Below are 13,603 nucleotides of genomic sequence, written 5' to 3'. Positions count from 1 at the left end.
TGCCAGATAACGACTCGTAGCGGTAGACAAGACTTGCGTTGGAAACTGATTCTTCCAAGCCGCTATTGGACGCTTTGCGTCAATAGCGGTTCTTGACTAAGATTATCGCAATGATACCGTTCCAATTTACGGCGCAGCAGTCGCATTTGGGCGGCTACAACATTGCTATTGGGTTCTGCACCCATTTCCCAGAGTTGACTGAGTACCCGATCGCGGGTAATAATTTGATTAGGATGTTCCAGAAAATATTGCAGCAGTTGAAACTCTTTCTGGGTCAGTTCGATGGGCTGTTCGTTCGCTTCACCGCGATGTAGAAAGGCCATGCGGCGATCGCAATCTAGAGTCAGATCTCCCACTTGAATTTGAGACGGTTTCAGGGGGCGCGATCGTCGCCGCAATGCCCGCAGTCTCGCGAGAAGTTCATCCATACTAAAAGGCTTAACCAGATAATCATCGGCTCCCGCATCTAACCCCGTAATGCGGTCTTCAATGCGATCCTTAGCGGTGAGAATGAGAACGGGTAGAGCGCGATCGTGAGACCGTAGCCACCGACAGAGTTCAATCCCCGACATTCCCGCCAACATCCAGTCAAATACCCCTAACGTATAGAGGGACAGATCGTATTCTAGGTAAGCCAGGGCTTCATCTCCCGATTGTACCCAGTCTACGACATAGGCTTCTTGGGTCAAAGTTCGCTTAATCGCTTGGCCTAAATCCGGTTCGTCTTCAACGAGTAAAAGTCGCATGGGTTGTTGGTTATTCCTTAATTAAGCAGTTGAATATCGATCCTAATTCTCCTTCTTGATTCTTGAAAATGCGATCGCGGAGTGTGGCTTTAGCCGTATTGCTTCTGCGTTTTCTCCAAAAGAATTCGAGATGATTTTTCTCATGTTACACTTATTACAGTTAAGTTTATATCTGCTATGACTGCGAGTCCCTCAATCAATACCCCAGTTTTTGAACCGCAACCTGATTCTGAAGACTTGGTGCGTTTTACCCAATTATTGGAGAAGGCACACCCTAAATTGATGGGCATGGATGGTGAGGAAATTCCTTTGCCAGAATCGATTTACAAGGTTTTACGGCAAGTCACGCCACTTTTAACTCAGGGAAAGGGAGTGACTATTCTTCCTCAAGAACATCTTTTGACGACTCAAGAAGCAGCAAATTTGCTGAATATCTCTCGTCCGCATCTCTATAAACTTTTGGATCGAGGAGATATTCTCTTTACGAAAATTGGTTCTCATCGCCGGGTTAAAACTGAGGATGTTTTAAGCTATCGGCAAAAGCGAGATAATGAGAGAAAAATGAACCTCGATCGACTCATTAGCGAAAGTCAAGAGTTGGGTTTTTACGAGGTTGAAATCAAGTAACATTTTGTATGGCTATTTTTCCTGCGATTTTAGATTCTTGTGTAATTTATCCGATGTATCTGAGGGATATTCTCCTTTGTGCAGCAGAGGTGGGTTTGTATCAGGTGCATTGGACAGAGGAGATTTTAGAGGGATCGCTGAGGAATTTGGTTAAAAATGGGGTGATGTCTCAAGAGAAAGCTAGGAGTCTTTCTTCCATAATGAATAATGCTTTTCCAGAGGCTTTAATTGAAATGACAGACGATCTAATTCCTTGCATGGATAATCATGAAAGGGATCGTCATGTTTTAGCCGCAGCATTAATTGGTAAAGCAGAAGTCATTGTTACCAATAATATCAAGCATTTTCCAGAAGAAAAATTAGAAAAGTTTAATGTGATAGCTCAAAGTGCTGATGAATTTTTGCTTTCTCTATTGGATTTATCTGAAGATTTAATGTTATCTGCTCTTGCAAATCAAGCAAGAAGACTCAGGAATCCAAGAAAAGATATTTTTGAGCTATTGAGTATACTTGAAAAATCTGTTCCCGAGTTTGTTCGATCTTGTCGAATAACTTTAGAAACTGTAAGCACTGAGAGAAGCTGACATCCTCCCTCTGCGCTTCGATTGTATCGTTGTAATTCAACGAGTAAAAGTTGCATGGGTGATTTAACGAATAATCTCTAGATTGCCCATCATACCTAAATCTTCATGGTCTAAAATATGACAATGATAAACGGTTTTTCCGGTAAAATCTTGGAAAAGAATCCGGATTTTTACAGTTTCTCCTCGACGGACTAAAACCGTATCACGCCAAGCTAAATAAGGTTCATTTTGACCATTACGACTGATGACTTGAAAGGAATTAACATGAACGTGAAAAGGATGATCCATAACCCCCGTATTGACTAATTCCCATTCCTCCACGGTATTTAATTTAACTTGCGTATCAATGCGTTGATGATTGTAAGTTTGACCATTGAACAAAAATACCATGCCCATTCCTGGCGACATTCCATGATTGAGGGTAAAAGTTCTCTTGCGATCGGGTTCCGGTAACTGAGAAATTGAAGTGAGTTGAGTGGGTAATGCAATGGGTTCGACGGTGGAATCGTACTGAAGTGTTGCTAATCTATTCGTTGCATTTGAATTGCGATTATTATCCCCCATTCCCCGTCCCATCATGCCCCCTCTGCGCCCCATCATACCGCCTCCCATCATGCCCATTCCCCCTCGATTGTAGGGAAGATTGAGTAAAGGATAGGTTTTCGGTTCTTCTTCTCCTTTGAGTAAGATTTCTGCCCTTTGTCCTGGAGTTAGAAGTAATTGGGTCATTTTAATGGGTTGGGCGATCGCGCCACCATCTGTTGCTATCAGATAAAACGGATGATTCTCGAAAGCAAGATTGTAAAAACGGGAAGTCGAAGCATTGAGAATTCGCAAGCGCAATAATCCATTTTCTGCTAAAGTCAATGTCGGATTGATTTCGCCATTTGCTGTGATGAGATTTCCCTCTCTTCCTGCCATAATCGGCAGATAATCTGAGGATAGTAATTGACCGCGATCGTCGAGAGCAAAATCTTGTAAAACGAGAAATTCTTCTTTTGCGGCTTTAATTTCTGGAATCTCGTCTAACTCGCCTCTAATAACAAATAATCCTGCCAGTCCTCCTGATAATTGATCGGCGGTATAACCATGTAAATGAGGATGATACCAAAATGTCCCAGCCGGTTGATTGGTGGCAATTTCAAACTCGTAGTTAAAACTCTCTTGCGGATTAATTTTCAGGAAAACATTATCGGCTTTTCCCGTGGGAGAAATATGCAAGCCGTGATAGTGTAAATTTGTGGGTTGCTGGAGTTTATTGCTGAAATGAATGCGAATGCGATCGCCTACTTTGGCTTCTAAACGAGGGGCAGGAATTTGTCCGTTGTAAGCGAGTAAATAAGCAGTTTGACCTCCTAGATCGACCTCTGCATAATTCGCTTCTAAATCAACTTCGAGTAAGCCATTTTGACTGCGATAAACTTGAGTTGGATTTGAGGATTGTTTGCTCAAATTAACTTCAGATTTACTTTGTTTCAGCCAAAAGTGAGATGCAGTAGCAACACTTCCACCCGCTACGGCAAAAGTTATAAATTGACGGCGATTGATTTTTAACACAATTTTAAACCTAATAGTTTTCGTAGGTTTTAAATACTTCAGTTTGCCCATTCTCACTCAATGCGAGAACATCAAAAGGTTGTTTTCGGTTTCCTGATTCCATTCCTGGAGTTCCTAACGGCATTCCAGGGACTGACAAACCCGCAAATTTTGGTTTTTGCTTGAGAAAGCGTTTAATCTCATCTGCTGGAATATGTCCTTCCATCACGTAACCATCAATGATAGTTGTATGGCAAGACGCTAGATTTTCAGAAATATTATGCTCTCGTTTAATATCATCGATGTTCTCGGTTTTAATATCAGTAATTTGAAAACCATGCTTTTTAGCGTGTTCGATCCATCCCCCACAACATCCACAGGAGGGACTGCGATAGACGGTCATATTAACATTTCCTGAATAGGATTCAGTTTCTCGATCCCAAACACTGGCTAAAACTGTAGTATTGGGTCGATCCGAGAGAATTTGGGTAGGCATTTGGGCGGGCATTTGAGCATGATTATTAGAGGCAAGATAAGTCCCTCCTGCGGTTAAAACAGTCACGGATGCGATCGCCATTAATAAATAAAATTTCAGCATAAATTTTATTCTCCAGTTATTTTTACAGCATTGTATTATATTTTAATTTTAACACTTTTCTAGAACTTACGCAATTCAACAGATGTAGAATAATTAGGGCTAGGGAGCGAGACGCTCCCACTACAATAACCGATAATTGAGGTAGTGCATTCGCGTAGCGTGTCCAAAGGACAAACATCTTGCTCGCTATTTCTACAAAACTGAGATGCACCCTCGCGATCCTACTATTCCCGTTTTTCAAGGTATTTGAGAGTATCATTTTCTCCTTGAAAACTATGCAACTTGCCATCGTCTTGTTTTCGTTTTGGGCGGCGATGTTGATGATGTTGATGGCTTTTGAGAATATCGTTTTCTGCTTGGAAACGATTGGAATCGCGATCGTACCATTCCCGTTTTTCACGGTGTTTAATAAGTTCTGTTTGAGTTTCTTTCGCGGTAACTTTGTGGGGAGTTTCCACAACAGCCGCTAATGCAGTCGGTGCGATCGCTACAGTCAGCAAAGCCAAAGATAAACCTTTAACCAGTAAACTTTTCATAATTAACCCTCTGTTGTTTTAAGTTTTGATTTGCTTTCGTCTTATTACTCGTATCATAATGGTTAAAAATGAAATCAGGATGAAATAACTGGACTTTTAATTGTAAGAGTAGGATCGGAGATTGGTTTCTTATTGAGGTTAACTAGGTTTGAGTTTAAAACAAAAGCCTGAATCCCAATACAACGGCAAAATCATTGACACTCCCTCCTTTTTCCCTTGCTAAGTTAGCGGTACCACCTAGCTTGCGAGTCCATTGAACACCGAGATAGGGAGCAAATTTCCGACTGAACTCGTAACGCAGTCGCAATCCTAACTCAATATCATTGATTCCTGAACCAACACCAAATTTTTCTACTGGTTGAAGAGCAATATTAGTCTCAAATTCAGGTTGTAAGATTAATCGCTGAGAAAGAAGTAACTGGTATTCAGCTTTCAATCTTGCTGAAATATCTCCTTCTTGACTGACAAAAAGAGCAGCATCTACTTCAAATAAATAAGGAGTTAGACCTTGAACCCCAATAACTCCGAAAACACGCCCGCGATCGCCATCAGAACTAGACAATTGGTCATAGCGTACACCTGCCTGCAAATCCCAGAAAGGAGAAATTAGCTTACCATAAAGCAGTTGTAGTTCTGCCTCTCCATCTCCACTATCTAAACCAATATCTCCTTCAGTTTTAATCCAAAGCCTTTCGTAGTCACCTCCAACCCAACCTAGAACATCCCAGTTGAAAGTATCTTCCTCATCATTCAGACGATATTCTAATTCATCAACAAGTATCAACCAAAAGGTTTGACTATCATGTATGGGTTCAGGCCATTTTTCTTCATCATTGATTTCAGAAGCATAATTTTGGTTCTGAGATAATTGCCACTCCCCTTGATTAGTAATTTCTAAAGTAGGCTGAATGGGTGCATTGGTAAGAACGTTTTCTGTAAACTGTTTACCGGTCTTTTTTTTAGTCTTGTTAATATTTTCTGGCTCAAATTCAAGACCCTCGAGTTTTACTTCTGTATCTAACTGTTGCAACTCTTGGGCTTGTATTGAGGGAACGTCAAACAAAACAACCATTAGACCTAAGAATCCAACAATGGTGAGGCAGTAATTTATTTTTGTCGATTTCATCTAGCTTACCCCCATTGGGCGGTCAACAACCGCTACAGTACGAAACATTCCCACTTCCATGTGATAGAGCAGATGGCAATGGAATGCCCATTTACCAGGAGCATCTACGTTAATCTCTACAGATAGCTTTTCAGCCGGTTTGACGTTAATGGTATGCTTGCGAGGTTTATATTCCCCTGCTCCATTATCCAATTCCATCCACATTCCGTGGAGATGAATGGGATGTTCCATCATCGTGTCATTGACCAAGGTTAGACGGAGACGCTCTCCATTGTAGAAAGTGATTTCTTTTTCTTGCGAATATTTCTTACCGTCAAATGACCACATATACCGTTCCATATTTCCAGTAAGATGTAATTCAATTTCCCGTTCTGGTTTTCTTTGGTCATAACCGAGTTTTAAACTACGCAAATCGGTATAAACTAGGACACGAGTTCCTGTATTTTCTAAACCAATACCAGGTTCGTTTAACCGATTTTTTACCATCATTGGTACTGCTGCATTTCCTAAACCATGATTGTCAGAACCATGAAGGAATTCTCTATTCATGCCGGGCATATCGTGGTTCATACCGGGCATATCGTGGTTCATACCGGGCATATCATGGTTCATACCGGGCATATCATGGTTCATACCGGGCATATCATGATCCATACCCATGTCTGCCATAGAACGTATTTGACGTTCACGACGCTGAGGAATGGGTGCATTCATTCCTTGATTTATGGCTAATGTTCCAAGGGCATAGCCACTGCGATCCATCGTTTCTGCAAAAATAGTGTAGGCTTTTTCTTGTTGAGGTTCTACGATGACATCATAGGTTTCTGCAACACTAATACGAAATTCATCAACGGTTACGGGTTGTACATTTTGACCATCCGCTTGCACAACAGTCATTTTGAGTCCAGGAATGCGAACATCAAAAAAAGTCATTGCTGAAGCATTAATAAACCTAAGTCGCACTTTATTGCCTGGTTGAAAAAGGGCAGTCCAGTTGGAGTCAGGAGGCAAACCATTCATTAAATAGGTGTAGGTAGCTCCAGTAACATCGGCAATATCAGTTGGATCCATTCGCATTCCTTTCCATTCTAAATCTTCTGAAAAGTGGGCGATAGTTCGTCTTTGGTAGTTATAGTAAGCGGGCATTTTTTTCAGATTGGCAAGAATATCATGGGGATTTTCAAATGTCCAATCTGAGAGCATCACAACATAGTCTAGATCATACTCAAAAGGCTCGAGTTCAATGGGGTCAATAATAATTGGACCAAAATGACCTTGTTGTTCTTGCAGTCCACTATGACTGTGATACCAATATGTACCGCTTTGGGTCACGGGAAACTGATAAGTAAAAGTCTGTCCTGGTTTAATACCGGCAAAACTTACACCGGGTACACCATCCATGTTGGCAGGAAGAATGAGGCCATGCCAGTGAATTGAGGTATCTTTTTTGAGATAATTGGTTACGTTAATGGTAGCGGTTTGTCCTTCTCGCAGACGGACTAAAGAGCCAGGAATTGAGCCGTTAACGGTTAGGGCGTTAGTATTTTGGTTGCCGATTTTAATTGTTGTTTGCTGAATGTTTAAATCGATTATATTGGGGTATTCGCGTTCATTTTCAATTCCTCTGGTAGAAATAGTTTGTCTTGCATATACAGGAACAAGACTGTTAAATCCAACTGTCATACCGACTCCAGTTGTAAAGCGCAAAAAGTTCCGTCTCGTAAAAGCATTAATATTGTACGGCATAAAAATTCCTTGTTGATATTCAACTGAAACTGTTTACGAACTATGATTTTGATTATTTGATGTGAGATGTTAAGTTTTGGATAGTTTAAGTTAAGTGTGAAGTTTAGGTTTTAGGCTTGGTTTTAGAACGTCGTCTGCTTTGAAGCCAGAGAATAATACCCGTTGCGAGGAGAAAAAGTAGCCCCGATCCGTTGAGAAACACATAAATCAGTTCGAGATTAACTGTTCCAAAACGACCCTGATGCAGTGCCAATAACCACAGGTAGTTCTCTTCGTTACCTGTCAATGTAGCAATAATGAAAACATTATTTGATATAAAGAAAGGAGTATTACGCTACCTAATTGACTGACGACTCTAACCATAATTTTCTATTCTCCAAGGGAATAATTAAAACTCCGACGGTGGTAATCATAGTAAGGGTGATATTTCCCATCGCATTAGTTCTCAGTTTCATGTTCTATGACATCGCGATCGCGAATCCGTTGCATTTGTTCTATAAATTGCTGCATTTGCTCCATCATTTTTTGGTTATGGGCGCTTATGAGTGGATGCAATTCACGCATCTGTTCTGGTGTCATTTGCTCCATTATTTGCTGGATTTCTGCCATTTTCTCGTGTATTTGTTCCATTCCCATCATTTGATGTTCTTGGTGTTGGTGCATTACGGGCATTTCAGAATTAGTTTCCGATCGGGTTTGGGCTAAGGCAGGAATTCCCGTCAAAGCTACCAGTATTGAACTTGCGATCGCGACTCTAATTGCCGCGTTTGGGATAAGAAATAGAATCATCGATTTATGCTCCTTTCAATTGTTTCTTCTTGTAGAATAACCAAAGAAAATGAAATCAGAATGAAATCACCGATTGAACGCGATTAGGCAATAGGGACGCTCAATTGCGCGATCGCGCTTGTCTTTCAGATAAAATAGAAAAAAGTGCGATCGCAAAACCATTCACGGCTGCTATAATATCCTCAGTAAGAAAATGATCGTTTTCTTAAGAAAGAGTGAGAGTTTTATGAATCAATGTACTTCAGAAGATGCCAAAATGAACTTAGAAAATTTGATTGAGGAAGCATCAAATTCTCATCAACCAATTGTGATTGCAGGAAAAAAGAAGAATGCAATCTTAGTTTCGGAAGAAGATTGGCGAGGCATTCAAGAAACATTGTATTTACTGGCAATTCCCGGTATGCGAGAATCTATTCAGGAAGGATTGAAAACACCAATTAAAGATTGTGATGAGGACTTAGATTGGTGACTTGGAAACTGGTTTATACAAAAATCGATCGCCTCCTTCAAGAACTCCCAGAAATTACCGAGAGTTCGCCGATCGCAGTTAACTATTCATTGATATTTTTCCATATAAATCATAAACATCAGCATCGGTAATTTTGACCTGGATAATTGAGCCTAAATGAGCTTCTCCTGTAACATAAACCAAGCCATCAACTTCTGGGGAAAAACGCGCCGATCGCCCGATTAATTCCCCTGTTTCTGGGTTTTCCTGTTCGATGAGAACGTCAACGGTTTTGCCAATTTCTCCTTGATTTTTTCGTTCCGCGATCGGCTGTTGAATGGCCATAAGCCTATCTCGACGTTCGTTCATAATTGCTTGGGGAACTTGTTCTGGTAAAGAATAAGCAGGAGTTTCTTCTTCTGGGGAAAAAGTAAAGACACCCACGTGATCGAATTCGTGACGCTGAATAAAATTTGTTAAATGTTCAAAATGTGCGTCGGTTTCCCCTGGAAAACCGACAATGAGAGTCGTTCGCAGAACAGCATCGGGAATTTCTCGTTTTAAACGTTGGATAATGTCATCATTGACCCTTCCTTGCCAAGGTCGATTCATCGATCGCAAGACTTCAGGATGGGAATGTTGTAAGGGTAAATCCAAATAAGGCAAAACATTGGGAGTTTCTTGGATAGCGGCCACAACTTCGGGGGTTAAACCGGTAGGATAGGCATAGTGCATCCGAATCCAAGGAACATTAACTTTTCCTAGTTCCCGCAATAATTCCGCTAACTTTGGTTCGCCATAAATATCCTTACCGTAATTGGTGGTAATTTGGGAGATGAGAATTAATTCTTTGACCCCTTGATCTGCCAGCATTTTCGCTTCTGTCACGATAGATTCGATGGAGCGCGATCGCTGATTGCCCCGCAAATGGGGAATAATACAAAAAGCGCAACGATAATCGCAACCCTCTGCAACCCTTAAATAAGCAACGCCTTCTGTTGTCGTGCGATAGCGCGGTGTATTTTCATCAGCAATATAAGTAGGTTCCGGGGAAATCTCCTTAACTCGTTCTCCCTGTTCAACTCGTTCGATCACATCGACAATTTTTTGATAGTCGCTACTACCAACTACAGCAACCGCTTCGGGTAATTCTTCTAATAATTGTTCCTGAAAATGCTGTGCCATACAGCCAGCAATGATAATCTTTTTATCAGCTTCAGCCAATTCAACCAAAGTTCGCACGGACTCTTCCCGTGCTGCTTGAATAAAACTACAGGTATTGACAACAACATAATCTGCCAATTCTTCATTAGAATCAACCTCGTAACCCGCTTCTACCAACAAACCGAGCATATGTTCGGAGTCGATGCGGTTTTTTTCACAACCAAGGTGAGAAATGGCAATACTGGGTTTTGGCATAGAGATTGGAGATTGGGTTTTGGAGTCTGGATTTGGGGGGAAAGTTCATGACTCATCATTCATCATTCATCCTTTCCCCTTTTATAGAATAATGGAAACGAAGCGCTCCTAAAATATTGAGCAAATTATAGAGTGGATTTAAAGAAAATATTCTCAACGCCAAACCCCATTATCGGTGTGGTTCATCTGTTGCCTCTGCCGACTTCTCCTCGGTGGAATGGAGATTTGAACAAGGTTATCGATCGCGCCGAACAAGAAGCAACCGCCCTCGCTGCTGGGGGGGTGGATGGAATGATTATCGAAAACTTTTTCGATGCCCCCTTCGCTAAGGATCGCGTCGATCCGGCTATTGTTAGCGCTATGACGGCGATCATACAACGCCTTCTCAATCTGGTCATGCTTCCTGTGGGGATTAATGTTCTGCGAAATGATGCCAGAAGCGCAATGGCGATCGCCTCAACCTGTGGCTGTCAATTCATTCGCGTCAATGTCCTTACGGGGGTTATGGCGACGGATCAAGGACTGATTGAAGGGAATGCTTGGGAACTTTTGCGCTATCGTCGGGAGTTGGGCAGCGATGTGGCAATTTTTGCTGATGTCTTGGTCAAACACGCCAGACCATTAGGAATACCTAATCTGACTGTTGCGGTACAAGATACCATCGAACGCGGTTTAGCTGATGCGGTCATTCTTTCGGGTTGGGCAACTGGAAGCCCTCCCAGTTTAGAAGATTTGGAACTGGCTGTAAATGCCGCTAAAGGAACGCCAGTTTTGATTGGAAGCGGTGCAGATTGGGATAATATTGGCACTTTAATGCAGGCTGCGGATGGGGTTATCGTCGCCAGTTCTTTAAAGCGCAATGGACGCATTGAAGAACCGATCGATCCGATCCGCGTTCAATCTTTTGTGGAAGCTGCGCGGGAAATTGTCACCCCTGAAGAAAAAGTTTCTGTTCCAGTAAAACCTCGCTAAGATAGGACTTACGAATTAGCGGGCAAGATGTCCGCACTACCATAACAATAGAACACGGGAGTGGGAGCGTCTCGCTCCCTGGCTGCGTAAATCTTATCTCCCATCCCGTTATCATGTTACAAAATTTTCATTATCTCATTCCTCAACTCCCACCAACGGCGGATATTTTTGCCCCCTATCAACTGGCTTCGGAATTTCGCCGGGAAAGGGAATATCGCCAGCAAGTTCAAGACTATTGCCAATGGTATTATGAGGTTGCCCAACAGCATCAAGCTGAACTTGAAGCCATGCGGGGGGATATTAATATTTTCGGGTGGTTTTTACGAGGAAAACGGTGATGGCAAGAAATACTTATGGACTGGACGATCGCCTCACTGATTATTTGCGATCGCTATCTCTACGAGAACCAGAAATTTTACAACAGTTGCGCCAAGAAACGGCAACTCACCCAATGGCACAAATGCAAATTGCCCCAGAACAAGGTCAATTTATGGCTTTACTGGTTAAGTTGATGAATGCTAAGAAAACTTTGGAGGTGGGAGTTTTTACGGGATATAGTTCTCTGGCTGTGGCGATCGCCTTACCGGAAGATGGACAAATTATCGCTTGTGATGTTAGTGAAGAATATACTGCGATCGCCCGTCGTTATTGGCAGAAAGCGGGAGTTTCTCACAAAATAAACCTTTGCATTGCCCCAGCTTTGGAAACTTTGGATCGCTTGCTGGCAGAGGGAGAGGGGGAAACTTTTGATTTTGCTTTCATTGATGCTGATAAGAGCAATTATAGTGCTTATTACGATCGCGCTTTTGCTTTGGTGCGATCGGGGGGATTAATTGCTGTGGATAATGTTCTCTGGTCAGGACGAGTCGCAGATCCGGAGGTTACAGATAATCGCACTCAATCCATTCGCGATTTTAACCGAAAGTTACATCAAGATCAAAATATTACTCTCAGTCTCGTTCCCATTGCTGATGGATTAACTTTGGCTGTAAAAAATTAAAACCTTTTCCCCGTTAAATTGCCGCTTCTAAAGCCTGTCGAAACTCTCCTGCGGTTTTAAAATAGATCGTCGGTTGGTCTTGCAAAGCAAAATCGATCGCCTTAGCAAGGGGTTCCGGTAGCATCGGTTCCCGTCTGCGAATGGGAATGGCATCGCTTCGCAATACCACAAGTAACGGGTCTTTTTTGCCAAAACGCCGAGGATATTTCCCCGTCAGCATAGCATATAAAGTCGCGGCAACTGCCCAGATATCGGCATCGGGGCGATCGTAATTAAAATCAATTAATTGCTGACGGGGGAGAAAACCTAACATGGTTGCATCTCGCTTATTAAAGGTTTTTTGACTTAAACCCGCGCGATCGAACGCCCTCAGTAAACCATAATCTCCCAATTTTGCCGTTAAAGTGCGATCGCTGCGACCGAGTAAAATATTCCCAGGTTTAATATCGCCGTGTACTAACCCCGTGACCATATCATCCCCTTGGGTGCCTTGAGGAACTTCTGAATTGTGAGCATATTCGAGTCCTGTGAGAATGTCGAAAACAATCGGCAGTGCTTCATCTATAGATAAACGTCCCCCTCGCTTATCGAGTAATTGGGTCACATTACCTTCTTCCCCATAGTTCCAGATAAAAAAGAAACGTCCGTCGTGATAGCCATAATTTCGCAAGCGGACAATGTTGGCATGATCGAGGGTTTTGATCTGTTCCATTGCCTCTAGAAAAGCCGCGATCGCCCTTCTTTTTAAGGTTTTGGGTTGCAGAGTCTTGAGGATGACCCAATCTCCATTCGCGCGATCGAAGGCTAAATAAACCTTATTAAACTCATTTTGCTCAATTAGTTTAAGATTGCCGTATCCTCCAAAAAGTAAGCGGGTTTCATCTTGGGGAGGAAGTACGCGATAACCCAGAGAATCCCCACTTAAGTCCTGAGAATCTCCCAGGGAACTCACTTCAACGTTAACCCCGACAATGGTATCCCCAATGCCAATTTTATCCCCGTCGCGCAGTTCGTATTCTGGCAAGTTCGTTAGTTTTCCCCCTCCTCGCAGGCGATCGGGACGCTGCCCGATTTTTTTGCCATTGACGTAGGTGCCGTTTAAACTGCCAAAATCTTGAATGCGGATTTCTGGCGGATTAATATCGAGTAGGCAATGATAGCGAGAGATGGTATTGAGTTCTTCTTGGCTGGAAAGTTGGATCTGACACTCAAAGGAACGACCGATCAAACAAGTGGTGCGTCGATCGAAAACGAATTCTTGTCCTTTGAGAGAACCTTCTAACACCCTTAAAACAATCTGGACTGGCATGGCAGCGATCGCATGATAACACCCTCTATTTTTCCCCAATTTTGCCCAGGGAAGAAAATTTTATCTTTCAACCATCAAAAAAGCGGCGTGGGGACTCCCGTTAGACCCGACAGGGTTAGCGGTTCTCGGAAACGCCGCCAACAGAGGAAATTGAGCGAAGCGAATCA

Annotated in this window: 16 protein-coding genes; 6 read left to right on the top strand and 10 right to left on the bottom strand. The window is 42.4% G+C overall.

All coding sequences use genetic code 11. The annotated features are described in order from the left end of the window. Positions 1–62: 62 nt before the first annotated feature. The gene (rppA, locus tag JUI58_RS01575; protein ID WP_204101988.1) at positions 63–746 is read right to left on the bottom strand and encodes a two-component system response regulator RppA; all 684 of its coding nucleotides are present in this window, start codon (positions 744–746) and stop codon (positions 63–65) included. Between the two features lie 177 nt (positions 747–923). On the opposite strand from rppA, the gene JUI58_RS01570 reads away from it, so the two are divergent. Both JUI58_RS01570 and JUI58_RS01565 read left to right on the top strand, forming a co-directional pair. Further along, the gene (locus JUI58_RS01570; RefSeq protein WP_204101987.1) at positions 924–1,373 is read left to right on the top strand and encodes a helix-turn-helix domain-containing protein; all 450 of its coding nucleotides are present in this window, start codon (positions 924–926) and stop codon (positions 1,371–1,373) included. A gap of 8 nt (positions 1,374–1,381) precedes the next feature. Further along, on the top strand, positions 1,382–1,957 hold the full coding sequence (locus JUI58_RS01565) for a PIN domain-containing protein (protein WP_204101986.1): 576 nt from the start codon (positions 1,382–1,384) through the stop codon (positions 1,955–1,957). Between the two features lie 63 nt (positions 1,958–2,020). Here the strand turns inward: JUI58_RS01565 and JUI58_RS01560 are convergent, their stop codons facing one another. From JUI58_RS01560 to JUI58_RS01530, 7 genes are all read right to left on the bottom strand, one after another. Next, entirely contained in the window at positions 2,021–3,514 is a 1,494-nt protein-coding gene (locus tag JUI58_RS01560) for a multicopper oxidase family protein (RefSeq protein ID WP_348539813.1), read from the bottom strand. Between the two features lie 10 nt (positions 3,515–3,524). Then, complete coding sequence (locus JUI58_RS01555; RefSeq protein WP_204101989.1) at positions 3,525–4,001, bottom strand: DUF411 domain-containing protein; 477 nt, start codon at positions 3,999–4,001, stop codon at positions 3,525–3,527. Positions 4,002–4,315: 314 nt separating this feature from the next. Then, positions 4,316–4,627 (bottom strand): hypothetical protein, encoded by a 312-nt coding sequence (locus tag JUI58_RS01550; protein WP_204101984.1) that lies wholly within the window; start codon positions 4,625–4,627, stop codon positions 4,316–4,318. Between the two features lie 154 nt (positions 4,628–4,781). Then, positions 4,782–5,699 carry a copper resistance protein B gene (locus JUI58_RS01545; RefSeq protein ID WP_204101983.1) on the bottom strand — a complete coding sequence of 306 codons (918 nt, stop codon included), beginning with the start codon at positions 5,697–5,699 and terminating at the stop codon, positions 4,782–4,784. Positions 5,700–5,753: 54 nt separating this feature from the next. Beyond that, on the bottom strand, positions 5,754–7,499 hold the full coding sequence (locus tag JUI58_RS01540; RefSeq protein WP_204101982.1) for a copper resistance system multicopper oxidase: 1,746 nt from the start codon (positions 7,497–7,499) through the stop codon (positions 5,754–5,756). Between the two features lie 103 nt (positions 7,500–7,602). Continuing rightward, positions 7,603–7,785, bottom strand: coding sequence for a hypothetical protein (locus JUI58_RS01535; protein ID WP_204101981.1), 183 nt, complete (start codon positions 7,783–7,785; stop codon positions 7,603–7,605). Between the two features lie 152 nt (positions 7,786–7,937). Next, the gene (locus tag JUI58_RS01530; protein ID WP_204101980.1) at positions 7,938–8,288 is read right to left on the bottom strand and encodes a hypothetical protein; all 351 of its coding nucleotides are present in this window, start codon (positions 8,286–8,288) and stop codon (positions 7,938–7,940) included. A gap of 226 nt (positions 8,289–8,514) precedes the next feature. Here JUI58_RS01530 and JUI58_RS01525 point away from each other — a divergent pair, with 226 nt between their 5' ends. Further along, complete coding sequence (locus JUI58_RS01525) at positions 8,515–8,757, top strand: type II toxin-antitoxin system Phd/YefM family antitoxin (protein ID WP_204101979.1); 243 nt, start codon at positions 8,515–8,517, stop codon at positions 8,755–8,757. A gap of 78 nt (positions 8,758–8,835) precedes the next feature. On the opposite strand, the gene rimO is transcribed toward JUI58_RS01525, so the two are convergent. Then, the gene (gene rimO / locus JUI58_RS01520; RefSeq protein ID WP_204101978.1) at positions 8,836–10,155 is read right to left on the bottom strand and encodes a 30S ribosomal protein S12 methylthiotransferase RimO; all 1,320 of its coding nucleotides are present in this window, start codon (positions 10,153–10,155) and stop codon (positions 8,836–8,838) included. A 132-nt stretch (positions 10,156–10,287) separates the two neighbouring features. On the opposite strand from rimO, the gene btpA reads away from it, so the two are divergent. The 3 genes from btpA (at position 10,288) to JUI58_RS01505 (ending at position 12,127) form a co-directional block, all read left to right on the top strand. After that, positions 10,288–11,127, top strand: a complete 840-nt coding sequence (gene btpA / locus JUI58_RS01515; protein ID WP_204101977.1) for a photosystem I biogenesis protein BtpA — start codon at positions 10,288–10,290, stop codon at positions 11,125–11,127. Between the two features lie 113 nt (positions 11,128–11,240). Beyond that, a complete protein-coding gene (locus tag JUI58_RS01510) occupies positions 11,241–11,465 on the top strand; it encodes a hypothetical protein (protein WP_204101976.1) in 225 nt (74 codons plus the stop codon). Beyond that, complete coding sequence (locus JUI58_RS01505) at positions 11,465–12,127, top strand: class I SAM-dependent methyltransferase (protein WP_204101975.1); 663 nt, start codon at positions 11,465–11,467, stop codon at positions 12,125–12,127. Before JUI58_RS01510 ends, JUI58_RS01505 begins: the two co-directional genes overlap by 1 nt. 13 nt (positions 12,128–12,140) lie before the next feature. Here the strand turns inward: JUI58_RS01505 and JUI58_RS01500 are convergent, their stop codons facing one another. Further along, complete coding sequence (locus JUI58_RS01500) at positions 12,141–13,436, bottom strand: protein kinase (RefSeq protein WP_204101974.1); 1,296 nt, start codon at positions 13,434–13,436, stop codon at positions 12,141–12,143. Positions 13,437–13,603 lie beyond the last annotated feature (167 nt).

It is taken from the genome of Spirulina sp. CCY15215 (genome assembly GCF_016888125.1).
Taxonomy (GTDB): domain Bacteria; phylum Cyanobacteriota; class Cyanobacteriia; order Cyanobacteriales; family Spirulinaceae; genus CCY15215.
This window is presented reverse-complemented; position numbering and strand designations above follow the sequence as displayed.

Excerpts from the sequence above, each read along its gene's own strand:
- JUI58_RS01540 (WP_204101982.1), bottom strand. The coding sequence starts at position 7,499 with ATGCCGTACAATATTAATGCTTTTACGAGACGGAACTTTTTGCGCTTT.
- JUI58_RS01555 (WP_204101989.1), bottom strand. The coding sequence starts at position 4,001 with ATGCCCGCCCAAATGCCTACCCAAATTCTCTCGGATCGACCCAATACT.
- JUI58_RS01500 (WP_204101974.1), bottom strand. The coding sequence starts at position 13,436 with ATGCCAGTCCAGATTGTTTTAAGGGTGTTAGAAGGTTCTCTCAAAGGA.
- JUI58_RS01545 (WP_204101983.1), bottom strand. The coding sequence starts at position 5,699 with ATGGTTGTTTTGTTTGACGTTCCCTCAATACAAGCCCAAGAGTTGCAA.
- JUI58_RS01530 (WP_204101980.1), bottom strand. The coding sequence starts at position 8,288 with ATGATTCTATTTCTTATCCCAAACGCGGCAATTAGAGTCGCGATCGCA.
- rppA (WP_204101988.1), bottom strand. The coding sequence starts at position 746 with ATGCGACTTTTACTCGTTGAAGACGAACCGGATTTAGGCCAAGCGATT.
- JUI58_RS01565 (WP_204101986.1), top strand. The coding sequence starts at position 1,382 with ATGGCTATTTTTCCTGCGATTTTAGATTCTTGTGTAATTTATCCGATG.
- JUI58_RS01505 (WP_204101975.1), top strand. The coding sequence starts at position 11,465 with ATGGCAAGAAATACTTATGGACTGGACGATCGCCTCACTGATTATTTG.
- JUI58_RS01525 (WP_204101979.1), top strand. The coding sequence starts at position 8,515 with ATGAATCAATGTACTTCAGAAGATGCCAAAATGAACTTAGAAAATTTG.
- JUI58_RS01510 (WP_204101976.1), top strand. The coding sequence starts at position 11,241 with ATGTTACAAAATTTTCATTATCTCATTCCTCAACTCCCACCAACGGCG.
- JUI58_RS01570 (WP_204101987.1), top strand. The coding sequence starts at position 924 with ATGACTGCGAGTCCCTCAATCAATACCCCAGTTTTTGAACCGCAACCT.
- JUI58_RS01550 (WP_204101984.1), bottom strand. The coding sequence starts at position 4,627 with ATGAAAAGTTTACTGGTTAAAGGTTTATCTTTGGCTTTGCTGACTGTA.
- rimO (WP_204101978.1), bottom strand. The coding sequence starts at position 10,155 with ATGCCAAAACCCAGTATTGCCATTTCTCACCTTGGTTGTGAAAAAAAC.